We start from the raw sequence: 25,158 nt of genomic DNA, 5'->3' as shown, positions 1-25,158 counted from the left end.
GGAGACATATGCGCGTGGCACGCCGCACGGCGGCGGAGGGCTCAGAGGCGACTCTGGCCCTCCGCCGCCGTCTGCGCGCCCCGAGCGCGCGCCTGACGCTGGGCGCCTCGGCGGTGGTGGCCGCCATGCTGGCCTCGATCCCGCTGATCTACCTGCTGGTCCGGGTGGCCCAGGCGGACGGCGCCGAGATCGTGGACGCGCTGTGGAGCGGCCGCATCGCGACTCTCCTGGTCAACACCTTGGGGCTCGTGCTCGCGGTCTCGGCGGCATGCCTGGTGCTCGGGGTGGCGATCGCGTGGGTCCTCGCGCGCACGGACCTGCGCGGGAGGCGCGTGTGGCTGGTCGTGACGTCGCTGTCGCTCGCGGTGCCGTCGTATGTGGCGGCATTCGGGTGGATCGCCACCACCGAGGTGCGGGGCTTCTGGGGCGCCTTCATCGTGCTCACGCTGTGCAACGTTCCCCTCGTCACCCTGCCCACCATCGCGGCCCTGCGCCTGGCGAACTCGGCCAGCGAGGACGTGGCACGGACCCTGGGACGCACCCGTCGACAGGCCTTCATGGAGGCCACCTGGCCGCAGATTCGACCGGCCGCGCTGGCCGGGGTGCTGCTCGTGGCTCTCTACGTGCTGAGCGACTTCGGTTCGGTCGCGTTGATGCGCTACCAGGCCTTCACGTGGGCGATCCAGGTGGCCTACGAGTCCTTGTTCGACCGCACGCTCGCGGCGGTGATGTCGGTGGTGCTGGCCGTGATGGGCATCGCGCTGGTGGTGGCCGAGAGGCGGCTCCGCGGCGCCCGCGCCCGGGTCGGTTCCACCGTGGCGGCGCGCTCGGCCCCCGTGCCCGTGCAGCTCGGTCGGTGGAAGTGGCTCGCCCAGGGTGGGCTCGCGGTCGTGGCGGCCCTGTCGCTCGGAGTTCCGCTCGGGGCGCTCGCCAAGTACCTGTTGCTGAGGACCGACACCTCGACGACCGTGAGGCCGGGGGAACTGCTGGCGGACGCTCTGTCCACGGTGGGACTGGCTGCGGCCGGGGCCGCGGTGGCCTTGGCGCTCGCGCTGCCGATCGGCATCCTCGCGGCGCGGTTCCGCTCGCGTGTGGCGACAGCCACCGAATCCGCAAGCTATCTGGGACTGGCACTGCCGGGAATCGTCGTCGGGCTGTCGCTGGTGTTCTTCTCGCTCAACGTCGCGCCGATGCTGTACCAGTCGATCTGGATGCTCGCCTTCGCCTACGGCGTGCTGTTCCTGCCCAAGGCGGTAGGCGCCGTGCGCTCGAGCATCGGGCAGGTGGAGCCGGGCCTCGAGGACGCGGCCCGCACGATGGGGCTGTCGACCGCGCGCGTGTGGACCCGTGTCACGGCGCGCATCGCCTGGCCGGGCATCGGAGCCGGAATGCTGCTGGTGGCGCTCACTGCGATGAAGGAGCTGCCCGCGACCCTGCTGCTGCGGCCCACGGGCACGGAGACCCTCGCCACGTCGCTGTGGCGGCTGACCTCCGGCACCGCCTATGCCGCGGCCGCCCCGTACGCGTTGGTGCTGATCGCGGTCGCCGCCGTGCCAGCCTTGTTGCTGACACGGGAAGTCGCTGGCGGCAAGCGCCAGCCGGAGGAGACGCTGTGAGCGAACTGCAGGTGCGCAAGATCGTGGCCGGGTACGACGCCGCGCCCGTGCTGCGGGGCGTCACGTTCACCGTGCCGCACGGCAGCCTCACCGCGGTGCTCGGGCCCTCGGGGTCGGGGAAGTCCACGCTGCTGCGCGTGATCGCGGGCCTGAACCGGCCGATCGAGGGGGCGGTCGTCATCGGCGGCACGGTGCTGTCCGGCCCCCGCGTGCATGTGGCGCCCGAGCGCAGGAACATTGGGCTGGTGCCCCAGGACGCCGCCTTGTTCCCTCACCTCGACGTGCTCGCGAACGTGGGATTCGGGCTGCCGCGCGCCCAGCGCCGTGCCCAAGGCGCACTCGACCTGCTGGACATGGTCGGCATGGCCGGTTACGCGACCCGCATGCCCGGCGAGCTGTCCGGCGGGCAGCGCCACCGTGTCGCGTTGGCGCGGGCTCTCGCGACGCAGCCCGACGTGGTGCTCCTGGATGAGCCGTTCTCGGCGCTGGACGCGGCGCTGCGCGCCGAGGTGCGCGGCCAGGTGCGGCAGGTGCTGCGCAGAGCGCAGACCACCGCCGTGCTCGTGACGCACGATCAGGACGAGGCGCTGTCGATGGCGGATCAGGTCGCCGTCGTGGACGAGGGTCGGCTCGTGCAGGTCGGCACCCCGGCCGAGATCTACGCGAAGCCGATGTCCCGGTGGCTCGCTCAGTTCGTGGGCGGAGCACTGGTGCTGCCCGGCACGTGGAAGGACGGCACGGTGGTGGGGCCCCTGGGGGCGGTGCCCGCGAACCTCGCCGACGGTCACCTCGCGCACGCCGGCGACACCGTGGACCTGGTGCTGAGGCCGGAGCAGCTGTCGCTCAGCGACGTGGATGCGAGTGCCGCTGGCGTCAGTGCGGGGCCCGGCGTCAGGGCGATGGTGCGCGATGTCGCCTACTTCGGGCACGATGCGGTGGTCACCTTGGACCTGCCGGCGTGTGAGGATCCGGTGCAGGCGCGGGTGCTCGGCGATCAGGAGTGGCGGCCGGACACCGAGGTGCTGGTGGGCGTCCGATCGCCCGGTCTCGCCTTCTCGCGCTAGCCTCCGTCCCGCTGTCGCGGCGGCGTGTTCGACGCAGCGATGCACCCCGCCACGTGATCGTCCACGAGCCCGCACGCCTGCATGAGCGCGTACATGGTCGTGGGCCCCACGAACACGAATCCGAGCGACTTCAGCTCCTTCGCCAGCGCGGCCGATTCGGGAGTTGATGCCGGCACGTCCTCCCACGTCGCCGGTGCACCGGTTCGTAAGGGCGGCTGGTGCGACCACACCACGTCGTCGAGGGACCGGCCTGCGGCTTGGAGCGCCACGACCGCCTGGGCATTGACGATCGCCGATTCGATCTTGCGGCGGTTGCGCACGATTTCGGCGTCCTCCATGAGCCGCTCCACGTCGCTGTGGTCGAACTCCGCGACGGCCCCCGGCTCGAAGCCCGCGAAGGCGCCGCGGAAGGCCTCTCTCTTGCGCAGGATCGTCAGCCACGACAGCCCTGACTGGAAGCCTTCGAGCACCATGCGCTCGAACAGCGCCGCGTCGCCGCGCACCTCGTGGCCCCACTCCTCGTCGTGATAGCGCTCGTAGAGCGGGTCCCCGTTGCCGAAGCAGCGAATCAGGTCGTTGGTCTCCGTGATCATGCGTCCAGTCTGGGGGACCGCGCGGGCACGTGCGAAGGGGCTGGGGGCGACGGAGGACGCGGGTGGTTACCGGACGCCTGGGGACGGTCAGGCGCGCGGCATGGAGGACGGCAGGTGGGACGGCATCGCGCGCCCCTGAATGGCGCACGCACCTCGCGCACCACTATCGTGGCCAGCGCCATGACCATCCGCGATCTGCTGCGCGAGCACGCGCCCACGCTCAGCTACGAGCTGTTCCCTCCGCGCACCCCGAGGGCCGAGGCGACCCTCGAGGCGACGATGGACACTCTCGCGGCCACCGAGCCCGACTTCATGTCGATCACGTACGGCGCATCGGGCTCCACGCGCGGCACGTCCCGCTCGGTCGTCCAGCGGCTCGCGGAGTCCCACACCATTCCCCCCCTCGCGCACCTGACCTGCGTCGATCAGTCGCGCGCGGAGCTGACGGGGGTCATCGAGGCCTATCTCGACGAGGGCGTGCGAGACTTCCTGGCACTGCGCGGCGACCCGCCGCAGGGCCAGGCGGACTGGCGCCCGCACCCGGACGGCCTGCTCTACGCCAGCGAGCTCGTGACGCTCCTCAGGGAGGTGGCGAAGGCCCACGGCGTCGAGGACCTGAGCATCGGGGTCACCGCGTTCCCGGCGCAGCACGCGATCCCGCAGTGGCGTCAGCAGGGCCTCGACATCCTGCACGCCAAGCAGGATGCGGGCGCGGACTTCGCGATCACCCAGGTGTTCTACGAGGTGGACCACTATCGCTCGCTGGTGGCGGACGCGCGCGAGGAGGGAATCGGCCTGCCGATCATCCCCGAGGTGATGCCGCTCGTGTCAGTGACGCGCGCTCATCGCGCCGCACAGCTCACTGGAGTCGCGACCCCCGACGCGCTGGTCACCGATCTCGAGGCCGCCGAGGACGACGCCGCGGCTCGCAGCGCCGGCGTCGCTCACGCCGCCCGGCTGTCGAGCGACCTCTTGGACGCGGGCGCGCCGGGAATCCACGTCATCACCTTCAACAAGCACGAGGCCGCGCTCGAACTGGTCTCGCAGCTCCCGCTGCGCCGCACGAGCGACTGACGTCAGTCAGGACCCGTCAGTCGCCTTGAGCGTCACCGCCGAGCCGTGGCTGACCGTGCGCGACACGGTGCAGGTCTTCTCCTCAGCCGCCTTCAGCGCGGCGCCGATCCGCGCGCGAGCCTTGTCGCCGTCCTCGCCCTCGGGGAACGCGACGTCGAACAGCACCTCGATGTTTCGCAGGAAGGCGGGCGACGATCCCGCCACCTTCTGCGCGTCGACCGTGACGTCGAACTTGGTGGGTTCGGCCCTGCGCGAGGTCATCATGTCCAGGTCGGTCGCGGAGCACCCGGCGATCGCGACCATGAGCAGCTCGATCGAGCTCAGCGCCCCGTCGACGTTGTAGCCGAACCGGTACTCGGCGCCCTCGGCGTTGCGCGCCACGTAGACGCCCTCCGCCTCTCGCGCGAGAGTGACCTGCTTGTCTGTGATCTCTTCAGTCATGACCCCAGTCTCGCACCCCGCAAGTAGCCACGCCCCCGCCTTCCGACTAGACTCGCGGCGCACGCATCGGCGCTGAACGCACGCGTCGACCAAGCGCAATGGCGAGCCCGCCGCGCACCGATACCTCCACGAGGAACCATGTCTGACATCACTGAGCCTGTAGCCCCTGCGCCCGCCTTCCCCGGCGGCACCATCCTTGGTTACCCGCGCATCGGCCGAATGCGCGAGCTGAAGCGGGCCCTCGAGTCGTTCTGGAAGGCTGGCTCGTCCGAGGCCGACCTCGAGTCGGTCGCCGCGGAGCTGCGCGCCGCCAACCGCGACCGCCTGGCCGCGCTCGGCCTGGGCCGCACCGACAGCTCGATCCCCAGCAACTTCTCGTTCTACGACCACGTGCTCGACGCCGCCGTCACCTTCGGCGCCGTCCCCACCCGCTTCTCGTCGCTTCGCGACGACAACGGCGGCGTGGACCTCGCCGGCTACTCGACGATCGCACGCGGCGAGGGCGACAAGGCCCCGCTTGAGATGACCAAGTGGTTCGACTCGAACTACCACTACCTGGTGCCGGAGATCGGCCCAGAGACCGAGTTCACGCTCGCCAGCAAGCGCTGGGTCGACGAGTTCGTCGAGGCCAAGGAGGCCGGGTTCGTGACGCGCCCGGTCATCACCGGTCCGCTGACGTTCCTGTACCTGTCCAAGCCGAGCGACGATGCCCCGACGGGCTTTGACCCCATCGAGCGCCTGGACGACCTGCTCGCCGTCTACGTCGAGCTCCTGGCCGCGTTCAAGGCCGCGGGCGCCGAGTGGGTGCAGATCGACGAGCCCATCCTGGTCGCCGACATCGACGCCGACCGCGCGGACGTGCTCGCGAACGCCCAGAAGGTCTACGAGACCCTCGTGGGAGCCTCCGAGCGTCCGGCGCTGTTCGTCGCCGCGCCCTACCACTCGCTCGCCGACGCGCTGCCCGTCCTGAAGGACGCGGGCGTTGACGCGATCGGCATCGACCTCGTGCGCGGCTCGGTCCCGGCCGATGTCGACCTCACGGGCGCGACCATCGTCGCGGGCGTCGTGGACGGTCACAACATCTGGCGCACCGACCTCGATGAGGCGCTGCGCAAGGCCGATGCGGTCGCCGCCCTGGGCGCGACGGTCACCATCTCCTCGAGCACCAGCCTCTTCCACGTCCCGCACACGCTGCAGGGCGAGGAGCACCTGGGCGAGGAGCTGCTGAGCTGGCTCGCCTTCGCCGACGAGAAGGTGTCCGAGGTGGTGACCCTCGCATCGGCCCGCTCGCAGGGCGAGCACGCGGTCGCCGGTGCGCTGGCGGATGCCCGCGCCGCGCTGAAGGCGCGCGCCGAGCACCCCGGCACCAACCGTGCGGACGTGCGCGACGCGCTGGCTGACGTCGACCCGGGCTGGTTCGAGCGTGCGCCGTACTCGGCCCGCGCCGCGGCGCAGGCCAACCGCTTCCACCTGCCCGAGCTGGCCACGACCACGATCGGCTCGTTCCCGCAGACCCAGGACATCCGCAAGGCTCGCGCCGCGTGGGCCAAGGGCGAGCTGTCGGACGCCGACTACGAGCAGGCGATGAAGGACGAGATCGCCTCCGTGGTGCGCCTCCAGGAGGACCTGGGGCTGGACGTGCTGGTGCACGGCGAGGCCGAGCGCAACGACATGGTGCAGTACTTCGCGGAGCTGCTCGAGGGCTTCGACGTCACCAAGAACGGCTGGGTCCAGTCGTACGGCTCGCGCTGCACCCGCCCGTCGATCCTGTGGGGCGACGTCGCTCGCTCCGAGCCCATGACGGTGCGCTGGGCGCAGTACGCGCAGTCGCTGTCGGACAAGCCCGTCAAGGGAATGCTCACCGGCCCGGTGACCATCCTCGCGTGGTCGTTCGTGCGCGACGACCAGCCGCTGGGCGACACCGCCAACCAGGTGGGCCTGGCGCTGCGCCACGAGATCGCGGACCTCGAGGAGGCCGGGATCGGCATCATCCAGGTCGACGAGCCCGCGCTGCGCGAACTGCTGCCGCTCAAGAAGGCCGAGCAGTCGGCCTACCTCGACTGGTCGGTCAACTCGTTCCGCCTGGCGACCTCTGGCGCGAAGGACGACACCCAGGTGCACACCCACCTGTGCTACTCCGAGTTCGGCGAGATCATCGACGCGATCGACGGCCTGAACGCCGACGTCACGTCGATCGAGGCCGCCCGCTCGCGCATGGAGGTTCTTCCCGCCATCCGCAGCCACGGCTACGAGCGCCAGATCGGACCGGGCGTGTGGGACATCCACTCGCCCCGCGTTCCCTCGACGCAGGAGGTCACCGAGCTGCTGCAGCTGGCCAAGGACTCGATCCCCGGCAAGCAGCTGTGGGTCAACCCCGACTGCGGCCTCAAGACCCGCGGCTACGAGGAGACCACCGAGACGCTGACGCACATGCTCGAGGCGACGCGCGCCGTCCGCGGCGTGTAGCCGCACCTCAGCTGCACGACGAAGGCCCGGCCCCCGCGAGGGGACCGGGCCTTCGTGCGTCAGCGGAGGATCCTTACGGGCAGGCCGCCTGTTCGACGTAGCCGTGCTGGGCGTCGAACCGCACGCCCGGGCTGGCCGCCTTGTCGCCGTCGGGGTGCCGCAGCTGCACGCACCATGACTCGAGATCGCCCTCCGTGAAGGTGACGAACTCGACCCCCGGCGAGGCGCCGAACGCCACCTCACCGTCGATGGTGTACCTGCGGTCCCCGTCCATGGTGACCGTGGGCTCGCCCCCTTCGTCGAAGGCCGCTCGCACCAGGGTGCCGAGGTTCATCGCGTCGGACTGCGCCGCCGCGTCATTCGCCTTCCTGGAGTGATCCAGATACAGCGGAATGGCGATGGCCGCGAGCAGAGCGACGATGAGGATGACCACCAGCAGTTCAGGCAACGAGAAGCCCGCTTCGGATCCCCGCCGTGAGGTGGGGACTGTCATTATTCTCTTCTTCCATAGTCAACCCCGCCGGGGCGGGGGCCGTCCGCTGTGCGCGTGAGCGCCTCGAGGACGACTCGTTCATGGTGGCGCACACTCGCGCGAACGCGCAAGGCCCCGTCCTGGGGCGAGGGAGTGACCGGCCGATGCGAGGGCCGGGTGGGCGCGTGCGCTCAGTGCGTGGAGACGTCCAGCTGGTAGTAGACGACGTCGACCCAGCGGTCGAACTTTCGCCCCACCTCTCGCAGCTGGCCGACCTCGCTCCAGCCCGTCGCGAGGTGCAGCGCCACCGACGCATCGTTGGGCAGGGCGATCAGCGAGATCGCCGAGTGGGCGTGGGAGGACCGCAGTCGGGCGATCAGCGCGTCGTACAGCTCGCGGCCCAGGCCCCGGCCGCTGGCCCCGTGCGCGAGGTAGATCGTGGCCTCGACGGAGTGCAGGTAGGCGGCGCGCGGGCGGTAGGGGCCCGCGTACGCATAGCCGATCACGGAGCCCTCGTCCTCGAGCACCAGCCACGGCAGGTCGAGCTCCTGGACGCGGGCGATCCGCGAGGCCATGTCCGTGGCCGTCACCTCCTCGTACTCGAAGGTGATGACGGTCTCCCGCACGTACGGGTTGTACAGGGCGGCGATCGCCGCAGCATCGGCGCTCGTGGCATCGCGAATCATGAGCATATTGTGCCGTGTCGGCTGCCCCGACGAGAGCGGTCGCGGGTGGCGCTACGACGGAGGGATGCGCCGGGCCCGATCAGCGACCGGTGCCGGGCTCGATGCGGGGGCCGCCGACGTGCGCTTCGCGCCCCACGACCCAGGAGGGGGGATCCGGTCCGCGAAGCGCATGAGCAGGGAGCCGGTGACCGCGAGGATCAGCACGTACGCCGCGGTGAAAGGGCCCAACTGCGACTCGACGCCGGCCGCGACGCCCAGTCCCGCGATCACGATCGAGAACTCGCCGCGGGGCACGAGCGACAGCCCGGTGCGCCACTGGCCCTTGGGGCCGATCCCGTTGCGCTTGGCCGCCCACATCCCGGTGTAGATCTTGGTGATGGCGGTGACGAGCGCGAGTGCCAGCGCCGGGAGCAGCACCGGAACCAGGTCGCGCGGGTCGATCAACAGCCCGAAGAATACGAAGAACAGCCCGCCGAACACGTCGCGCAGGGGCGGCAGCAGCGTGCGCACGTCGTTGGCGACCTGGCCCGACAGGGTGAGGCCCAGCAGGAACGCGCCGACGGCCGCGGAGACCTGAACCGCATCGGCCAGGCCGGCGACCAGGAACGTGAGCCCCAGCACCCCCAGCAGCAGCAGTTCGCGCGAGTGCGAGTGGACAAGCCGGGACACGTGGCGAGAGAAGCGCATGGACACGACGAAGGCCAGCGCGACGATCGCGAGTGCGATTCCGGCGGCGATCGCGCCCTGCAGGAGCGATGCTCCCACCAGCAGCACGGCGACGATGGGCAGGAACACCGCCATCACGATGTCCTCCATCACCAGCAGGCTCAGGATCACCGGCGTCTCGCGGTTGGCGACGCGCTCGAAGTCGTCCAGCAGGCGCGCGATGATCCCGGAGGACGAGATGTAGGTCACGCCCGCCAGCAGCAGCGAGGCGGTGGGCGACCACCCCAGCATCAGTCCCACCGCGAAGCCCGGCACGCCGTTGGCAAGCCCGTCCAGCAGGCCCGCGGCCCAGTTGGACTTGAGCCCGTTGCGAAGGTCCTCCGGCGCATACTCCAGTCCCAAGAGCAGGAGCAGCAGCACCACCCCGATCTCGGCGCCGACCTCCAGGAACTCCTGGCCCGCGCTGACCGGGATGAAGCCGCCGTCGCCCATGACCAGCCCGGCGAGGAGGTAGAGCGGGATCGAGGGGATGCCGATCCGAGCGGCGACGCGCCCCAGGGCGGCGAGCACCAGCAGGATGATGCCGAGCTCGATGAGCACCGCCCCCGCATGGCTGGTCTCGGGTTCGGGGAGAACCTCGAGCGGCAGCGCGGTGACGAGCATCGCTAGCCCGTCAGGATCGACGTCGCTCCGCGCACGGCATCGGCGCCGCCCATGACCAATACGGTGTCTCCTGCACGCAGGGTGAAGTCGGGCTCCGGGCCGGGGATGCCGTCATCGCCGCGGATCACGGCGACCACCGATGCGGAGGTCTCGGTGCGGATCCGCCCGTCCCCGATGGTGCGGTCCGTCAGACCCCCGGACTTGGGCATGGTGATCCACTCGATCGACAGGCCCTCCACCATGTGGCTGAGGGTGTCGAGCCGGGCGGTGATGTTGGTGCCTCCCAGCAGTTCCGCGACCTTGGACGCGTCGCCCTCGGACAGCTCCACGGTGCCCTTGCACGAATCGGGGTCCTCGCGGTCGTACAGCGCGATGTCGCGCTTGCCGTCGCGCCTCACCACCACGCCCACGTGGTCTCCGCCCTCGGCCTGGAACTCATACCGGACGCCGATGCCGGGGAGCGGGGTCTCGTAGATGTCCATGGCCTCAGTTTGCCACGGGCAGCGGCCTCCTCATCGGGACGGGCTCAGGCCTCGTCCGCCAGACCCAGCTCGATGAGCCGCTCCCACGCCATCCGCATCAGGAACGGGTTGTCGATCTGGATGTGCCGCAGCGCAGCGTGGACCTGGAACGCCTCCGCCCGGGCCGCGGTCGCCTCGTCGATGTCGCCGTATCCGGCCCAGAATTCGTCACGCATGTCGGATGAGAGCAGGTTGACGCCGTATCCGAGGTCGGCGGCGGGGTCGCCCGCGCCGAAGTTGTGCCAGGCCAGAATGCCGGCGAACGCGCCCCGGTCGGAGAGCACTGCTCGCGGCTCGAGCCGCCCATGGGTCCAGGTGAACGGCACGTCAGCCGACGCCGTCGCGCCCTTGTCGTAGACGGCTAGGGCAGCGGCAGGGTCGAGGACCCGGTTCTCGGGAGCGCCGGTCGCCTTGGCGTATGCGAGCAGGTCCATGAACTTCTCGCGCAGGTCCCGCAGGGAGATTCCTGTGCGCGGGTTGAGCGGAGTACCCGGAGGGCTGGGCGTATGGATCTCCCGCAGTGCCGCGCCGAACGGTCGGGCCGACTCGACATGCAGCGGCACGAAGCCGGCGGTGGACGCGGAGATCCACCGCACCAGGTTCCAGTGCCATGGAAAGCCATGACCAGGCACGCCCGTGGCGATCGGATGGCTGGCCGGAAACGTCCACGACTTCGCAGGCTCGGCGACGAGGTCGGCGGCCCTTGCGAAGTGTTCGTCTCGCCCCGGAACGCGCGGAAAGATCGCGCCGTAGTCGTCGCCGATCCTCATCGCGAACTGGTCCTCGAGCGTGTAGCGGCGGCCGAGTTCGCGACCCGCCAGTTCCGGGAACTGTTCGTCGACAAGGACGCGGACAGTCTCGTCGGAAACGTACAAAGGGGCGTCGGGGGACATGCGGTCAGCCTAGTCGCGGGCGTGCGAACTCGAGCCGTCCATGCGTCAGGATGGATCCATGACCTCAGCAAGCGGAGCCGGCCCCGATCAGGAACGACCCTCGGCTGTGATCGTCGACCTCGACGGCACTCTCGCGCACATGGGCGACCGGCACCCGTTCGCGACCACGGGGTACGACCTCGACGCGCCCAATAAGCCCGTCCTCGAGGTGGTCCGCGCCCTCCATCTGGCGGGGCACACCATCGTCATCATCTCGGGACGCAAGGAGGTCTCACGCGCGGAGACCGAACGGTGGCTGACGTCTCACCTGCCCGTGCCGTACGAGGGGCTTCACCTGCGCCCCGACGACGACGAGAGGCCGGACGGCATCGTCAAGCAGGAGATCTACCACGCCGAGATCGAGCCCCGCTTCGACGTGCTGTGCGTGCTCGACGACCGCAACCACGTGGTGGACATGTGGCGCGACGACCTCGGGCTCACATGCCTGCAGGTGGCCCCCGGAGACTTCTGACCCCAGCAGACGGCGCCGCGCGGTCACGTGCTCAGTCCTGAGCGCGGCGTGCTCTCCACTCGCGGGCGAGGATCGCGTACATCGCGTCATCCGAGACCTCGTCCTCGACCCAGTAGCGTTCGCGCCTGACCCCTTCGTGGATGAAGCCGATCCGCTCCAGCACCTTGATCGAGCTGATGTTGTGGGGGTGCGTCGACGCCTCGATGCGGTGCACGCCCAGGTGGAACACGGCGTAGTCGACGAGCCGCGCGGTGGCCTCGGTCGCGTAGTAGTGGCCCCGCGCCCACGGGTGGAGAGTGAACCCCACCTCGGCGGTGCGGCCGTTCTCGGACAGCCAGATGGCGACGTCGCCCAGCACCTTGTCGTCCCGCAGACGCACCACGGCGAGCTGGTACCAGTGCCCGGGCATCGGCCCCGGCCGGGAGGTGACGTCGGCGATGAGTTCGCGCGCCCGCTCGACGGGATAGGGGGCCCGCCACGCCTGGTACTGAGCCGTGGTGGTGTCGGAGCGGCGCTCCGCGAGATCCTCGGCGTCGGCCATGGTCATGGGCCGCAACGCCAGTCGCTCGCTCCGCAGCGTCTCCATGCTTCGACACTATCTCGCGGCCGTGTCCCCCGCTCGGTGCCCGTCCTCCCGCTCTCGACCCACCCTGGATACCCAGGAGGGCCGATCTGCGGCGCCCCAGGCTCCCTGGATACCCAGTCGCGCCAATCTGACGGGAGGGCGCCTACGCTCAACTCATGCCGCGACTGCGCCGCTCACGCCCCTCCGAGCCGGGCCTGACGCGCAGGCGCGCCGGCAAGGGCTGGACCTATCTCGACGAGGCCGGCAACCGCATCGGCGACACGCACGTGATCGAGCGCATTCGCGCGCTCGCGATCCCGCCCGCGTGGACCGACGTGTGGATCTGTCCATGGCCGCACGGGCACCTGCAGGCGCTCGGCACCGATGACGCGGGCCGGCGCCAGTACCTCTACCACCCGGCGTGGCGCGAGCGTCGCGACCGCGCCAAGCACGAGCGCGTGCTCGAGGTCGCCGCGGCGCTGCCCGCGGCACGGGCCGTCGCCGATGCGGATGCCGGCCGCGACGACATGTCCCGCGAGCACGTGCTCGGCATCGCATTCAGGCTGCTCGACCGGGGGCTGTTCCGCGTGGGAGGGGAGGGGTATGCCGCCGACAACGGCTCGTACGGGCTCGCGACGGTGCTGCGCGAGCACGCCCGCGTGACCGACGAAGGCGTGGTGTTCGACTACGTCGCCAAGTCCGGGAAGAAGCGGCACGTCGTCGTCCGCGATCCGGAGGTCGAGTCCGCCATCACGACTCTCAAACGTCGCGCCGACGACGATCCGCAACTGCTCGCGTGGCGCGAGGCCGGCACGCCGGTGTCGTGGCACGACGTCACCAGCGAGGACATCAACGACTATCTGCAGATGGTTCTTGAGCCGGATGCGACCGCGAAGGACTTCCGCACGTGGCACGGCACCGTGATCGCGGCGCAGGCACTCGCCCGCGCAGGCGACCCCGCCCAGATGAGTCCCACGGCGCGAAAGCGGGCGGTCGCGGGCGTCATGCGCGAGGTCGCCGCTCAACTGGGCAACACCCCGGCGGTCGCCCGCGCCTCATACGTCGACCCCCGCGTGGTCGACCTGTGGGAGGACGGAATCTCGGTCGCGTCCGTGGTGGAGGCGCTGGGGGAGCACGGAGAGGAGCTCTCGCCGGGCGCTCGCGACGCGGCGATTCAACTCGCGCTCGAGCAGTCGGTGGTGGATCTGCTGACGACCTCGCCCGTGGCGATCGACCGCAAGCTTCGGCGCAGCGCGCGCCGCGCTCAGCGGGTCGCGGTCGCGACGGACTGAGCCGCTATCGCAGCGACGCGCGCTCGAGGCGCCGCTACGCGGCCCACGCGACGTCGGTGTCGACCCAGTCCTGCATCGCGCGCAGCCCCGCCGATCGATACGGCTCGTCGCCGATGGAGGCCAGCGTGGCAGCGAAGGCGACCGCCCGGGCCGCCACCCGAAGGCGCCCGGGGCTGCCCGCTCCAGCGCGCATCGGCCCCATGGCCGTGCCGTATGCCTGCAGCAGGGCGTTGGCGTGAACCGTCCCCACCAGGGTGCAGGCCTGGCCGAGGTCCGTCGCCGGGTCTGCCGCGCCTGCGTCGCCCCAGTCGAGCAGCCCCGCGAGCCGACCGTGGCGGGTCAGCACGTTGGCCCCGTGGACGTCCAGGTGCGACCAGGTGCGCGGGGGCTCCGGGGTGTCCGCACCCGATTCGAACACGGCGCGCAGCACGTCCGCGTGCTCGAGGCTGATGTCGCCGGCGTCCTCGAGCCCGCGCAGGCGGCTGTCGAACACCTCCGCGACGTCGTGCAGCGACCCCGAACGATAGGGATTCACGGGGGCATCGTCCGGCGCGGGCTGGTGCACCTGAGCGAGCGCCGCTCCGAGATCGCGAGCGCCCGCATCGGTCAGGGGGGCGTCGTAGGCCAACTCGCCGGTGACCCACGGCACCACGCTCCACCGCCACGGATATCCGCACGCCGGCTCGCCGATCCGCACGGGGACCGGAGCGGGGAAGGTCCACTCGCGGCCGAGCCGCGGCAGCCACTCCAGCTCCGTGGTGGCGATCTCGGCGCCGGTCGAGCGGCGCGGCAGCCTGACGGCGAGGGTCTGGCCCAGGCGGAACGTGGTGTTGTCCCAGCCCTCGACGGGCGCGCCGACCTCGAAGTCGCTCAGGTCCTGGTGCTGGTCGGCGAGCAGCGCCCGCACGAGGTCCTTGTCGATCGCCACCTCCGCAGGCGGCATGCGCATCGTCGTCACGCGATCAGCGTATGCCCGCGCGCCGGCGGTCTGGTCAACCGCGCCGAGCGCGCCGCGCGGTCGGTCGCTGAGCCCCAGCAGGTCCTCAGTGCCCAGAAGTCGCGATTCTGAGCACTCAGGACCTGCGGGGGAGCATCGGTGACCTGCGACAATGGGCGCCATGAGCGAGGACGAGCCAAAGCCGGACCGCAAGCGGTGGAATCTGAACATCCACTATCAGCGCGAGGTCATCGAGCAGGTGCCTGAGACGGCGCGCACCGCGCTGGACGTCGGGTGCGGCGAGGGGCTGTTCGCCCGCACGCTCGCGAAGCGCGGACTCGACGTGACCGGCATCGATGAGGACGCGGACAGCATCCGCCGCGCCCGCGCGCAGGACACGTCGCGCATCGCTTACGTCGAGGCGGACGTGCTGACGGCGGACCTGCCGCGTGAATCGTTCGACGTGGTCGCCTCGATCGCGGCGCTCCATCACATGGACATCGTGGCGGGGCTGGAGCGTCTCAAGGAGCTGACCGCCCCCGGCGGCACGGTGATCGTGGTGGGTCTGGCGAAGGCGACCTGGCGCGACATCCCTCGGGAGATGGTCGCGTCGGTGGCCGACAAGCTCCAGAGGCTGTTCCGGGGCTACTGGGATCACGGTTCCCCGTGCGCCTGGCCGCCCCCTCACACCTACGAGGACGTCAAGCGCGAGGCCGCGCGGCTCATGCCGGGCAGCGTGTTCGCCAAGAAGCTGCTGTGGCGCTACACGCTGGTGTGGACCAAGCCGGCCGCAGCACAGGGCGCGATCGAGGACTGATGCCCGCGCATCGGCCGTGCTGGCCGAGCCGTACTAGCCGAGGTGCGTGGATGCGCCCATGCGGCGCACGGCCTCCGTGATGATGTCCGGGTGCGTCGCGATGTTGAGCCGGACGTGGTCGTCGCCTCCCGCCCCGAACGTGGGTCCCGAGTTGAGCGCGACCTTGGCATGCTCCAGGAAATGAGCGGCGGGGTCGCCCTCGAGCTCGAGCGGGCCGCAATCGATCCACGTCAGGTAGGTGGCCTCGGGGAGTCGATAGTCGGCCCCCGCGAGGTGCTCGTCGATCAGCGTGCCGAGCAGTCGCCGGTTGGCGTCGAGGCCGTCCATGAGGTCGTCGAGCCATTCGCCGCCATGCAGGTACGCGGCGGTCTGCGCGATGGTGCCCATGTGGGTCGGACCGTGGTGCGGGGACGTGGCGTATGCGGCGAGCTCGGTCTGCACCGCGCTGCCGCCGACCACGATCGCGGCGGGAACCCCCGCGAGGTTCCACGCCTTGGACGCGGCCATGAGCGAGAACGCCTTCTCACCTCCGGGGACGGACAGGTACGGCACGAACTCGTGCTCGGCGTAGACCAGGGGGGCGTGGATCTCGTCCACCACCACGCGGACGCCGTAGCGATCCGCGAGAGCGGCCACCCGTTCGAGCTCGGCGCGGGTGTGGGCGGTGCCGGTCGGGTTGTGCGGGCTGCACAGCAGGTAGGCGGCTGGCCGTCCGCCCTCGGTGGCCCTGCGGAACGCGTCCTCGAGCGAGGCGAAGTCGAGGCGCAGGTCGGCGCCGAGCGGGGCATCGATGACGTTCCTTCCCGCTGCCTTGAGGTACGAGAAGAACGGCGGGTACACCGGCGGGTTCACCACGACGTCGCTGCCGGGCTCGGTGAGCATCGAGATGACATCCACGTAGCCCGTGATGACGTCCGCCACGGTGGTCATGTGGCCGGGTGAGACGGACCAGTCCCAGCGCTGGTCCGCGAACTCGGCGAGCGCCTCCGTATAGGCGGTGCCGGCCGGGTACCCCAGGTCGCCGCCCGAGACCGCACGCTCGAGCGCTTCGCGGACCGCGGGCGCGGGCGCCACGTCCATCTCCGCGACCCACAGCGGCAGCACGTCCGCGCTGTACCTCCGCCACTTCGCCGAGGTGCGCGAACGCAGGGACGCGAGCGTGAGCTCGGTGAGCGGATTGGCGCGCTGAGGCGCGTGGGCGGAAATGGCCATCCACACACTGTGGCGAACGGCCGATGCGCGCGCAAGTCCGTTCCGGCCGCGCGCCCCCGGCGACGGCCGGCCTGCGCTTCTTACAATCAGCCCATGGATAGCGGCGACAGGGGCAGTGACGGCGGGCGCTTTCCCGTGGGGGTGCTGATCGCGATCGTGGTGGTGGGGCTCGCGGGCTACGGCGCCTATTGGCTCCTCGGAGAGTACGGATTCATCGGAGACGAGACGCCCGGGACCACGGCGTCACCCCAGGCAGAGAGCGCCGTAGCCGACGATGGCCGCCCAGAGTGGCTGCAGGGGACGTCCTACGAGCTGCCGCCCATGACGAGCCCTGAGAACGAGCTGGAACCCCCCGCCCGCATTCTTGAAGGCTGGGTGTGGGAGCTTGCGGACGATGACTGGTCGATGACGGTGGTGCGTGAGGGGGAGGGCGACAACTTCACGTGGCTGTCAGACTTTCAGGCGCTGTATCTCGTGAGCCCCACGGAGGACCTGTTCAAGATCTCGGACCTGCGCACCGACTTCGACATGAACCTGGTGCATTGGGATCCCGAGCTCCGGGTCGCGTGGATCGAGCGCGGCGGCAAGTCGGAACTTGAGCAGGTGATCGAGTACGACCTGGTCTCTCTGGATAGCACCGAGGACTTCGCCGGTTCAGTGGTGAACTCGGCGAACGTGGTGCCGGGTGGGTTGGCGAACGTCGAGTACCGCGCGGACCAGCCCGACGAACGTGAGCTGTGGGTCTCGTTCGACCCCAGCGGCTACGCGACCGGAGTGTTCTGGCGCGATGGTTCCGAGTGGGAGTCGAGCCTGGTCTCGGACCAGATTCGGCGCATGGCCCAGCAGGGCCTGTCGCGCGAGCTCGGCGTGGACGCGTGGTTCGACCCGGCCTCGGAGCGCGCCGTGTATCACGGTGTGTTCATCGATCCCGATACGGAGCGGCTCGCGGACGAGATGTGGGTGGTGCACGACCTGGCCTCCGACGCCGTCGACGACACGGCCGTGGTGCAGACGCCCAGTGACGACTGCCGGCCGGTCGACGGGCCGCGATCGGGGACCTTCGAGGGGGACCGGATCGTGGCCGACTGCGGCGGCACGGAGTACTTGCTCGACCCCTACGGCAACGAAGGACCGGTCGAGCGCTGACCCGTCCTATGCGCTCTGGCGCCGGAACACCCGCGTCCCGATGGCGATGCCGCCGAGCACCAGGCCCACCGTGATCGCCACGCCCCACAGTGCGATGGGATCGCCGAGCTCGCCGCGGAACATGGCGCGCACGCCCTCGACCACATGCTTGAGCGGGTTCACGTCGGAGAGCAGTTCCAGCCAGCGGGGCGCCAGCGACATGGGCAGCAGGATGCCGGACAGCAGCAGCAACGGCAGTGCCACGCCGTTGAGCAGCGGCGCGAACGAGTCCTCGGATTTCAGCGTGAGGGCCACGGCGTAGCTCAGCGAGGCGAAGCACGCGCCCAGCAGGGCGACCGTCCCCACGCCGGCGACCAGGGCCCACCACGGGGCACGCAGGCCGAACAGCAGCGCGACCAGCACCAGGATGGTGCCTTGGACCAGCAGCACCACGACGTCGCGCATGACCCGGCCCAGCAGCAAGGACGCGCGGGACGCCGGCGTGACGCGCATGCGCTCGATCACGCCCGAGCGCCACTCCGAGATGAGCCCGAAGCCCACGAAGCTCGCTCCGAACAGGCCGAGCTGCACGAGCAGGCCGGGCACGAAGATCTGCCAGGCGTCCGCGTCTTCGCCGAAGGCACGGGTGTCCGCGATGGTCTCGAGCAGGGGGCCGAACAGGGAGAGGTAGAGGATGGGCTGCAGGAGTCCGAACACCACCCAGACGGGCTGGCGCAGGCTCAGGCGCATGGCCCGCGTGAAGATGATCCAGGTGTCGCGAGCGATCGTCATGTCAGTCCTCCTCGTCCCGCAGCGACCGACCGGTCATTGTCAGGAACACGTCGTCCAAGGTGGGGCGGCGCACGGCGACGCCCTCCACATCGTGCGAGTCGCCGAGCCCTCGCAGCAGCCTGGGCAGGGCCGATGCGCCATCGGGCACGGTCAGTCGCACCACGTCTCCGTCGACTTCGGAAGGCAGGTCGCCGAGGATGGCGGCGGCCGCATCGGCCAGGGACAGCGCCGCATCGGCGCTGGTGGACGTCAGCAGCACCTGGTCGCCGCCCACGGAGCGCTTGAGGTCCTCCGCAGTGCCCTTTCCGACGATCTCGCCGTGGTCGATCACCAGCAGCCGGTCGCTCAGCGCATCGGCCTCGTCCATGTAGTGAGTGGTGATGAACACGGTCGTGTCGAAGTCATCGCGCACGCGGCGGATGTGGTCCCACAGGTTCGCGCGCGACTGCGGGTCGAGCCCCGTCGACGGCTCGTCCAGAAACACGATGCGCGGCTCGTGGATGAGGCCCATGGCGATGTCCAGCCGGCGTCTCTGCCCGCCCGAGAGCGTGCCGCACTTGCGCTCCCAGACCCCGTCCAGGTCCAGCCCGCTCAGCAGCGCCTTGCCGCGCTCGGCGGCGACGGCACGATCGATGCCGTACAACCGTGCCTGATCCACGAGTTCCTCGCCGGCGACCGCGGACGGGTCGGTCGTGCCCATCTGGGCGACGTAGCCGATCGAACGTCGGACGCTGACGGGGTCCTTCGCGAGGTCGTGGCCGTTGACGGTGGCCGTGCCGCCGCTCGGATCGAGCAGCGTCGTCAACATCCGCAGGGTCGTGGTCTTGCCCGCGCCGTTGGGGCCCAGGAATCCCACGATCTCGCCCGCATCGATGGTGATGTCGACGCCCTTGACGGCCTCCACGGTGCGCGGCGTCTCCTTGCCACGGCCGCGGACCTTGTACGTCTTGCGCAGGCCGCGCGCCTCGATGATCGGTGCGCTCATGTGGGGTACCTCCGGGGTCGCATGGAAAGCCAAGCATCAGGCTAGTGCCCGCCTCCCGCCCAGCGTTCAGCTCACGGGCGCAGAGGTACGCCGAAAGTCGTACACCACACGGCACCCACGTTCCGCCCTGAGGCGGTCGTCCGCGGCTCGCGCTCTTCCTACGCTCGAAATCAACCGAGCAAGAGGAGAGATCATGATCGAGGCACAAGGGTTGACCAAGCGGTACGGACCCGTCACCGCCGTGGACGATATGTCATTCACAGTGGCACCGGGCCGTGTCACCGGTTTCCTGGGCCCGAACGGGGCTGGCAAGTCCACCACCATGCGGATGACAGTGGGACTGGATGCCCCGACCAAGGGTTCAGTCACCGTCAACGGTGCGCGCTACGTCGACCACGGCGCGCCGCTGAGGGAGATTGGCGTCCTGTTGGACGCGAAGGCGGTGCACCCTGGACGCACCGCGCGCAATCACCTGGCTGCGATGGCCGCCACCCACGGCATCGGCCGGTCGCGAGTGGACGCGGTCATCGACCTCGCGGGCCTCGGCACCGTCGCCGACAAGCGCGTGGGCGGCTTCTCGCTCGGCATGGGCCAGCGGCTGGGCATCGCCGCGGCGCTGCTGGGTGACCCGCACACGCTGATCCTGGATGAGCCGGTCAACGGCCTCGACCCGGAGGGCGTGCTGTGGGTCCGCAGGCTGACGCGGTCGCTCGCAGACGAGGGGCGCACGGTCTTCCTGTCGTCGCACCTGATGAGCGAGATGGCCCTCACGGCGGACCACGTGATCGTCGTGGGCCGCGGTCGCGTACTCGCGGACGCCCCGGTGGACGCACTGATCGCTGAGGCGCACGGCGAGCGGGTCCGGGTGGCGAGCCCGGACGCCGAACGACTCGAGGGCATGCTGCGCGGTCAGCGCGCCACAGTGGTCGCCACCGGCCGCGAGTCCCTCGAGGTGACCGGCCTCACCGCGTCCCAGATCGGCGACGCGGCCGCAGACGCAGGCATCGCCCTGCACGAACTGACGGCGATCGGCGGTTCGCTCGAGGACGCGTACCTGCAGCTCACCGCCGACGATGTGGAGTTCCGCTCCGCACCCATGAATGCGAATGAAGACGGCGCCAAGGCGCCTCAATACGAAGGTGGATCACGATGAGCACGACGACACTGGCCGCGAAGAACTCGCCCGAGCGGGTTCAGGACACGACCGCGGGACCCGTCACCTTGAGGCGCACAGTGGTCGCCGAATGGATCAAGTTCCGCGGCCTGCGATCCACCCGGTGGACGCTGGTCGCCATGGTCGCACTGCTGGTCGCGGTGAGTGTGCTCGCCGCGTGGGGAACGACCACCCAGATGGTCGATGCGGGCCCGGGTCTGGGCAACGTCGCGCAGTACGTGACCGCCGGATACCAACTGGCTCAACTCGCGGTCGCCGTCCTCGGCGTTCTGGCCATGGGCGGTGAGTACTCGACTGGCGGGATTCGCACCACGCTCGCGACGGTGCCCCGCCGATGGATGGTGCTGGTCGCCAAGGCCATCGTGCTCGGGGGGTCGATCGCAGCCGTGACCCTCGTGTCCATGGTCGCGTCCTTCGTGGCCACCATGCCCTTCCACGACACGTTGGGGATCGAGCTCGACCTCGGCGACTCCGAGGTGGTGAGGATGCTGGTGGGGCTGCCGTTGTACCTCGTGGCGATCTCGCTGCTAGCCCTCGCGATCGGCGGCCTCATGCGGCACACCGCCGGGGGGCTCACGCTCGTCATCGCGCTGTTGCTGGTGGTCGAGAACGTCATCGCGCTGGTGCCCCTGCGGCTGTTCGACCTGGTAAGCCCGTTCCTTCCGATGACGGCGGGCAGCAAGGTGCTGTTCGACAGCGATACGCTGGCAGCGATCGACAACATGAACACCGGGCCGAACCTGTCCCCGTGGCTCGGGTTCGCTGTGCTCGTGGCGTGGGCCGTGACGCTGCTCGCACTGGCGATGGTGGCGCTGCGGCGCCGTGACGCGTAGCGCGGAGGTGGGGGAACGTGAGGGCACTGTGATGGCGGACAGCCCCAACCTGGCCGAGCCGGCTGACAGCCGGCTCGGCTCGGCGCGCCGCTACCTTCGCGCCCACCCGTGGGTGGCGGATGCGGCGGTGGCGGGGTTCTACGCCCTCAACACGTACCTCGCCGCGATCGATCCCTACCAGCCCCTCAGTGTGCCGCTCGCGGTTTCCTTGGGTGTGGTGGGTTCCGGGGCGCTCCTCCTGCGTCGCCGGCTTCCGATGACGGTGGTGGCGGTCTTCGTGGCGCTGACGCCCGTGGCCCTGCTGGCATCGGGGCACCTTGGCGGAACGGAGCTCGGCATCGCGCTGGCGCTGTACGCGGTCGCGGTGGCACATCCGGCCTCAGGATCGTGGACGGCGGCCGCGGTGGCCGTGGCAGTGACCACTGCGGCAGTCTGGGCCTGGCAGGACACGCTGCTCGAGGAGATCGTGACCGACGACGGCACTCAGATAGCGCTCGTCGACGAGCGCATCACCAGCACCTTCGGAATCGTGTCGCTCGCCCTTGTGGGCGTCGCCCTTGGCATCAGCGTCCGCCTTCGGCGCGAACGACTCGCCGACTTTGCCGAGCGTGCGGCCGCGCTGGAACGCGACAGGGACCGGCAAGCGCAGGTGGCCCGCGCCGAGGAGCGCGCCAGCATCGCGCGCGAGATGCACGACGTGGTTGCGCACAGCGTGTCCGTGATGGTGAGGCTTGCCGACGGTGCGGCGGTGGCGCTCGAGAGGCGCCCGGACCAGGCTCGGGTCGCGCTCGACGAGCTGTCCCGCACGGGCCGCGCTGCGCTCGGTGACATGCGCCGTGTTCTGGGGGCGTTGACCGAGGGCGAGGTTCCCATGGGTCCCGCTGGGGAGAGCAGGAACCTGCGGGAGGTCGTCGAAGGGTTCCGGGCAGCCGGGCTGCCGGTGAAGGCAGAGGGCCTCGGCCTCGCACTGCCGGAGAACACAGGACTGCGGCTTGCGATCTATCGCGTGGTGCAGGAGTCGCTCACCAACGTCCTGAGGCACGCGCCCGGCACGCCTGGAGTGAGCCTTGCCATCCGCCAGGATCCGGGTCGATGGGTGGTTGATGTCGTCGACCAGGGCACGCTCGAGCCGGGCAGCGAGTCCGGATCCGCGCCCGAGTTCGAGGGTGCCGGGATGGGGCTGGTCGGCATGCGTGAGCGGGTGGGACTGCTGGGAGGAACAGTTCATGCGGGTCCCTTCGGGCGTGGGTGGCGCGTGACTGCCGAGCTGCCCGCTGAGCGGTCTGCGGAGGAGCAGTCATGACGCCCCAACCCTTGCGCGTCCTCCTGGTGGACGATCAGTCGCTCGTGCGCATGGGCTTCGCCCTCGTCCTGAGCGGTGAGGACGACCTGGACGTGGTGGGTGAGGCGGGCGACGGCACGACCGCTGTGGGTCAGGTGCGGGCGCTCCATCCGGATGTGGTGCTGATGGATGTGCGCATGCCCGGATTGGACGGCATCGAGGCGACTCGGCAGATCGTGGCGGAGCATCCGGACACCCGAGTCATCGTACTCACTACATTTGATCTGGATGAGTACGCGTTCGGGGCGCTGCGCGCTGGTGCGAGTGGTTTCCTGCTGAAGGATGCTCTGCCTGCGGAACTCGTGCAGGCGATCCGCACGGTCGCATCGGGGGACGCCGTGATGTCGCCACGCGTCACACGGCGGATGCTGGAGATGTTCGCCGATCGGCTACCGAAGGAGGGCACGCCCGCGCCATCGGGTGACTCGAGGCTGGCCGCTCTGTCGCCGCGCGAGACCGAGGTGCTGCGCGAGGTGGCCACCGGGCGGTCCAACGCCGAGATCGCCGCCGACCTGTTCGTCGCGGAGGCGACCGTGAAGACCCATGTGGGCCGCATCCTCGCGAAGTTGGGCGTGCGGGACCGCGTCCAGGCGGTGATCGTCGCGTACGAGGCGGGGTTGGTCGAGCCTTGACGCGTTGAGGCATTCCTCAAGCGCGTCTGCACGAGATCTTCCAAGTGGGTGGGGGCGTCAGGCGAGGGCGCGGAAGGCCTTCGCCGCGCGCTCCGGGGCGCCCTCGCCCAACGCCAGGAACAGGCTCGGCTCGGTGAGCTCCAGCTCGAGCACCACCGGGCCCTTGTCGGTCGGCAGCAGGTCCACGCGCGTGTAGGCGAGGTCGGGGAGCGAGGCGACGATTCGGTCGGCGAGCACGCGTTCGGCCTCCGTGGCCTCCGTCGCGACCACCTTCTCGTCGGCGTAGAGCCCCGTCGACCACGACATCCCCTGGGACAGGATCGCGGCCTTGCGCGCGGCGTGCGAGAACTCCCCTCCCACATAGATGAGGGCGGTCTCGCCCGCGGTGTCCACGGCGCTCAGGTACGGCTGGATCATCGCCGTCCGCCCGTCTTCGTGCAGCACGGCCAGGTGGGCCGATGCGCCCGCTGGGTCATCGCGGAACATCTTGGCTCCGCTCGACCCGGCGCCCACCGAGGGCTTGACGACGATGTGTCCGTCGAACGCCTGCGGATCAGCCGCCTGTCCCGGAGCGACGAAGACGGTCGGCACCGTCGCGAAGCCCTGCGCCGCGAGGTCCTCGAGGTAGCGCTTGTCGGTGTTCCAACGGATGGTCTCGACCGGATTCATGAGGCGCGACACCTGGCTCACACGCTCGGCCCACGCCAGGAACTCCTCGAGATGCTCGGTGTAGTTCCACGTCGAGCGCAGGAGCGTCAGGTCGTAGCGCGACCAGTCGACGGACGGGTCGTCCCAGCTGACGAGTTCGGCCTCGGGCATGAGCGGGAGCAGCAGCTCTTCGTCCGCGTCGGGCACGGGCATCTCGACGGTGGTCACGATGGCGATGCGGGAGGTCATGCCTCGAGGCTATCCGTGAGAGCGCCGGTCTCGACCCACCGGGCGTGAGCGCGGTACATCACGCCGTTGCGCTGCAGGGCTTCGCTGTCCTGGGCCGCGCACCAGTCCGCCATCGCGTCCAGGCGAGCCGGCAGGATGGCGAGCACGGCGCCGTTGGTCACGGGTGCGCCACCCACCGGGCCATACGCGTTCAGGAACTCACGCAGACGTCGTTGCTGTTCAGCGTGCGGGAACTCGGACCTTCCCCACGGATCCCCGTCCGGGACGGCATCGGCCGCGTGTGGGGTGAGGGGAACGTACCGGTACGCGGTGTACGCGAGGTCCCAGACGCGCGGTCCAGGGACGCACAGGTCGTAGTCGATCGCGCCCACCCATCGGCGGTCCCGATACACGTGGTTGTAGGGCGCGAAGTCCGTGTGGCAGATCACCTCTTGCGGCTCGCGCGGTTCCTGCCACCAGACATCGTCCGGAGTGCGCGGGAAGGTGACGGTCGCATCGTGCCATTCGCGCAGGGCCGATGCGGCGGCGGCCAGGTTCCGCTCGTCCCACAACCAGGGGGGCAGGTCGTGGACGACGTCGCCGGGGAGGTAGTCGAGGACCTCGCGCCCGGACTCGTCGAAGCCGTGAGCGCGCGGCACCCACGACACGCCCGCAGCGCGCACGTGAGAGAGCAGTCGATGAATGGTGGGCGCCTGAGGCCCGGCGTGGCGATGGACCCGGCTGCCCATCCGCACCACGGGGCCACTCATATTGCCGCCCGCGAGCACCTGGGAAGAGTCGTCCATGACAGGACGGTACCGGCGCGTCAGCGCGAGGTGATCCGGGCACGGCGCCCCAGGGGAGGGGGAGGGGCGCCGAGACCCGGACGTGTAGCGGGGGGGGGGGGGGG

At 70.2% G+C, this 25,158-nt stretch carries 26 protein-coding genes; 12 read left to right on the top strand and 14 right to left on the bottom strand.

Annotated features, from left to right (window positions below):
* Window positions 1-14 precede the first annotated feature (14 nt).
* Together ACNI14_RS07540 and ACNI14_RS07535 are read left to right on the top strand one after the other, a co-directional pair.
* Complete coding sequence (locus tag ACNI14_RS07540; protein ID WP_420519367.1) at window positions 15-1,616, top strand: ABC transporter permease; 1,602 nt, start codon at window positions 15-17, stop codon at window positions 1,614-1,616.
* Window positions 1,613-2,680, top strand: a complete 1,068-nt coding sequence (locus ACNI14_RS07535; protein WP_420519366.1) for an ABC transporter ATP-binding protein — start codon at window positions 1,613-1,615, stop codon at window positions 2,678-2,680. The genes ACNI14_RS07540 and ACNI14_RS07535 overlap by 4 nt, the downstream gene beginning before the upstream one ends.
* Here ACNI14_RS07535 and ACNI14_RS07530 read toward each other — a convergent pair.
* A complete protein-coding gene (locus ACNI14_RS07530) occupies window positions 2,677-3,273 on the bottom strand; it encodes a DNA-3-methyladenine glycosylase I (RefSeq protein WP_420519365.1) in 597 nt (198 codons plus the stop codon). The genes ACNI14_RS07535 and ACNI14_RS07530 overlap by 4 nt on opposite strands.
* A gap of 180 nt (window positions 3,274-3,453) precedes the next feature.
* Here ACNI14_RS07530 and ACNI14_RS07525 point away from each other — a divergent pair, with 180 nt between their 5' ends.
* Window positions 3,454-4,347 carry a methylenetetrahydrofolate reductase gene (locus ACNI14_RS07525; RefSeq protein WP_420519364.1) on the top strand — a complete coding sequence of 298 codons (894 nt, stop codon included), beginning with the start codon at window positions 3,454-3,456 and terminating at the stop codon, window positions 4,345-4,347.
* A gap of 6 nt (window positions 4,348-4,353) precedes the next feature.
* On the opposite strand, the gene ACNI14_RS07520 is transcribed toward ACNI14_RS07525, so the two are convergent.
* Entirely contained in the window at window positions 4,354-4,788 is a 435-nt protein-coding gene (locus tag ACNI14_RS07520; protein WP_420519363.1) for an OsmC family protein, read from the bottom strand.
* A 138-nt stretch (window positions 4,789-4,926) separates the two neighbouring features.
* Here ACNI14_RS07520 and metE point away from each other — a divergent pair, with 138 nt between their 5' ends.
* Window positions 4,927-7,254, top strand: coding sequence for a 5-methyltetrahydropteroyltriglutamate--homocysteine S-methyltransferase (gene metE, locus ACNI14_RS07515; protein WP_420519362.1), 2,328 nt, complete (start codon window positions 4,927-4,929; stop codon window positions 7,252-7,254).
* Between the two features lie 73 nt (window positions 7,255-7,327).
* Here the strand turns inward: metE and ACNI14_RS07510 are convergent, their stop codons facing one another.
* From ACNI14_RS07510 to ACNI14_RS07490, 5 genes are all read right to left on the bottom strand, one after another.
* Window positions 7,328-7,747 (bottom strand): type IV pilin protein, encoded by a 420-nt coding sequence (locus ACNI14_RS07510; RefSeq protein ID WP_420519361.1) that lies wholly within the window; start codon window positions 7,745-7,747, stop codon window positions 7,328-7,330.
* Between the two features lie 170 nt (window positions 7,748-7,917).
* Window positions 7,918-8,412: a GNAT family N-acetyltransferase gene (locus ACNI14_RS07505; protein WP_420519360.1), complete on the bottom strand. Its 495-nt coding sequence runs from the start codon at window positions 8,410-8,412 to the stop codon at window positions 7,918-7,920.
* A 51-nt stretch (window positions 8,413-8,463) separates the two neighbouring features.
* Complete coding sequence (locus ACNI14_RS07500) at window positions 8,464-9,741, bottom strand: cation:proton antiporter (protein WP_420519359.1); 1,278 nt, start codon at window positions 9,739-9,741, stop codon at window positions 8,464-8,466.
* A gap of 2 nt (window positions 9,742-9,743) precedes the next feature.
* Window positions 9,744-10,223, bottom strand: coding sequence for a cation:proton antiporter regulatory subunit (locus ACNI14_RS07495; RefSeq protein WP_420519358.1), 480 nt, complete (start codon window positions 10,221-10,223; stop codon window positions 9,744-9,746).
* A gap of 44 nt (window positions 10,224-10,267) precedes the next feature.
* A complete protein-coding gene (locus tag ACNI14_RS07490; protein WP_420519357.1) occupies window positions 10,268-11,155 on the bottom strand; it encodes a phosphotransferase in 888 nt (295 codons plus the stop codon).
* Window positions 11,156-11,213: 58 nt separating this feature from the next.
* Between ACNI14_RS07490 and ACNI14_RS07485 the strand changes: the two genes are divergently transcribed.
* Window positions 11,214-11,666, top strand: a complete 453-nt coding sequence (locus tag ACNI14_RS07485; RefSeq protein WP_420519356.1) for a phosphatase domain-containing protein — start codon at window positions 11,214-11,216, stop codon at window positions 11,664-11,666.
* A 31-nt stretch (window positions 11,667-11,697) separates the two neighbouring features.
* Here ACNI14_RS07485 and ACNI14_RS07480 read toward each other — a convergent pair whose 3' ends face one another.
* Entirely contained in the window at window positions 11,698-12,252 is a 555-nt protein-coding gene (locus ACNI14_RS07480) for a GNAT family N-acetyltransferase (RefSeq protein ID WP_420519355.1), read from the bottom strand.
* A gap of 155 nt (window positions 12,253-12,407) precedes the next feature.
* On the opposite strand from ACNI14_RS07480, the gene ACNI14_RS07475 reads away from it, so the two are divergent.
* Window positions 12,408-13,523 (top strand): DNA topoisomerase IB, encoded by a 1,116-nt coding sequence (locus ACNI14_RS07475; protein ID WP_420519354.1) that lies wholly within the window; start codon window positions 12,408-12,410, stop codon window positions 13,521-13,523.
* A 34-nt stretch (window positions 13,524-13,557) separates the two neighbouring features.
* Here the strand turns inward: ACNI14_RS07475 and ACNI14_RS07470 are convergent, their stop codons facing one another.
* A complete protein-coding gene (locus ACNI14_RS07470) occupies window positions 13,558-14,472 on the bottom strand; it encodes a phosphotransferase (RefSeq protein WP_420519432.1) in 915 nt (304 codons plus the stop codon).
* A gap of 169 nt (window positions 14,473-14,641) precedes the next feature.
* Here ACNI14_RS07470 and ACNI14_RS07465 point away from each other — a divergent pair, with 169 nt between their 5' ends.
* Window positions 14,642-15,277 (top strand): class I SAM-dependent methyltransferase, encoded by a 636-nt coding sequence (locus ACNI14_RS07465; protein WP_420519353.1) that lies wholly within the window; start codon window positions 14,642-14,644, stop codon window positions 15,275-15,277.
* Window positions 15,278-15,310: 33 nt separating this feature from the next.
* On the opposite strand, the gene ACNI14_RS07460 is transcribed toward ACNI14_RS07465, so the two are convergent.
* Window positions 15,311-16,489 carry a MalY/PatB family protein gene (locus ACNI14_RS07460; RefSeq protein ID WP_420519352.1) on the bottom strand — a complete coding sequence of 393 codons (1,179 nt, stop codon included), beginning with the start codon at window positions 16,487-16,489 and terminating at the stop codon, window positions 15,311-15,313.
* Between the two features lie 93 nt (window positions 16,490-16,582).
* On the opposite strand from ACNI14_RS07460, the gene ACNI14_RS07455 reads away from it, so the two are divergent.
* On the top strand, window positions 16,583-17,635 hold the full coding sequence (locus ACNI14_RS07455; protein ID WP_420519351.1) for a hypothetical protein: 1,053 nt from the start codon (window positions 16,583-16,585) through the stop codon (window positions 17,633-17,635).
* A gap of 6 nt (window positions 17,636-17,641) precedes the next feature.
* Here ACNI14_RS07455 and ACNI14_RS07450 read toward each other — a convergent pair whose 3' ends face one another.
* Window positions 17,642-18,406 (bottom strand): ABC transporter permease, encoded by a 765-nt coding sequence (locus tag ACNI14_RS07450; RefSeq protein WP_419390373.1) that lies wholly within the window; start codon window positions 18,404-18,406, stop codon window positions 17,642-17,644.
* 1 nt (window position 18,407) lies between these two features.
* Window positions 18,408-19,391, bottom strand: coding sequence for an ATP-binding cassette domain-containing protein (locus ACNI14_RS07445; RefSeq protein WP_420519350.1), 984 nt, complete (start codon window positions 19,389-19,391; stop codon window positions 18,408-18,410).
* A gap of 193 nt (window positions 19,392-19,584) precedes the next feature.
* Here ACNI14_RS07445 and ACNI14_RS07440 point away from each other — a divergent pair, with 193 nt between their 5' ends.
* The 4 genes from ACNI14_RS07440 to ACNI14_RS07425 are packed head-to-tail and all read left to right on the top strand — an operon-like array spanning window position 19,585 to window position 23,372.
* A complete protein-coding gene (locus ACNI14_RS07440; protein WP_420519349.1) occupies window positions 19,585-20,544 on the top strand; it encodes an ABC transporter ATP-binding protein in 960 nt (319 codons plus the stop codon).
* On the top strand, window positions 20,541-21,398 hold the full coding sequence (locus ACNI14_RS07435) for an ABC transporter permease (protein WP_420519348.1): 858 nt from the start codon (window positions 20,541-20,543) through the stop codon (window positions 21,396-21,398). Before ACNI14_RS07440 ends, ACNI14_RS07435 begins: the two co-directional genes overlap by 4 nt.
* A 31-nt stretch (window positions 21,399-21,429) precedes the next feature.
* On the top strand, window positions 21,430-22,701 hold the full coding sequence (locus ACNI14_RS07430; protein WP_420519347.1) for a sensor histidine kinase: 1,272 nt from the start codon (window positions 21,430-21,432) through the stop codon (window positions 22,699-22,701).
* On the top strand, window positions 22,698-23,372 hold the full coding sequence (locus ACNI14_RS07425; RefSeq protein WP_420519346.1) for a response regulator: 675 nt from the start codon (window positions 22,698-22,700) through the stop codon (window positions 23,370-23,372). Before ACNI14_RS07430 ends, ACNI14_RS07425 begins: the two co-directional genes overlap by 4 nt.
* 57 nt (window positions 23,373-23,429) lie before the next feature.
* Here the strand turns inward: ACNI14_RS07425 and ACNI14_RS07420 are convergent, their stop codons facing one another.
* Both ACNI14_RS07420 and ACNI14_RS07415 read right to left on the bottom strand, forming a co-directional pair.
* Entirely contained in the window at window positions 23,430-24,269 is an 840-nt protein-coding gene (locus tag ACNI14_RS07420; protein ID WP_420519345.1) for an ATP-grasp domain-containing protein, read from the bottom strand.
* Window positions 24,266-25,054, bottom strand: coding sequence for a phosphotransferase (locus ACNI14_RS07415; RefSeq protein WP_420519344.1), 789 nt, complete (start codon window positions 25,052-25,054; stop codon window positions 24,266-24,268). The genes ACNI14_RS07420 and ACNI14_RS07415 overlap by 4 nt, the downstream gene beginning before the upstream one ends.
* Window positions 25,055-25,158: the final 104 nt, after the last annotated feature.

Origin of the sequence: Demequina pilifera (genome assembly GCF_048814985.1) — a bacterium.
GTDB lineage: Bacteria > Actinomycetota > Actinomycetes > Actinomycetales > Demequinaceae > Demequina.
The sequence above is the reverse complement of the archived record's forward strand: the minus strand, read 5'-3'. Positions and strand labels throughout refer to the sequence as shown.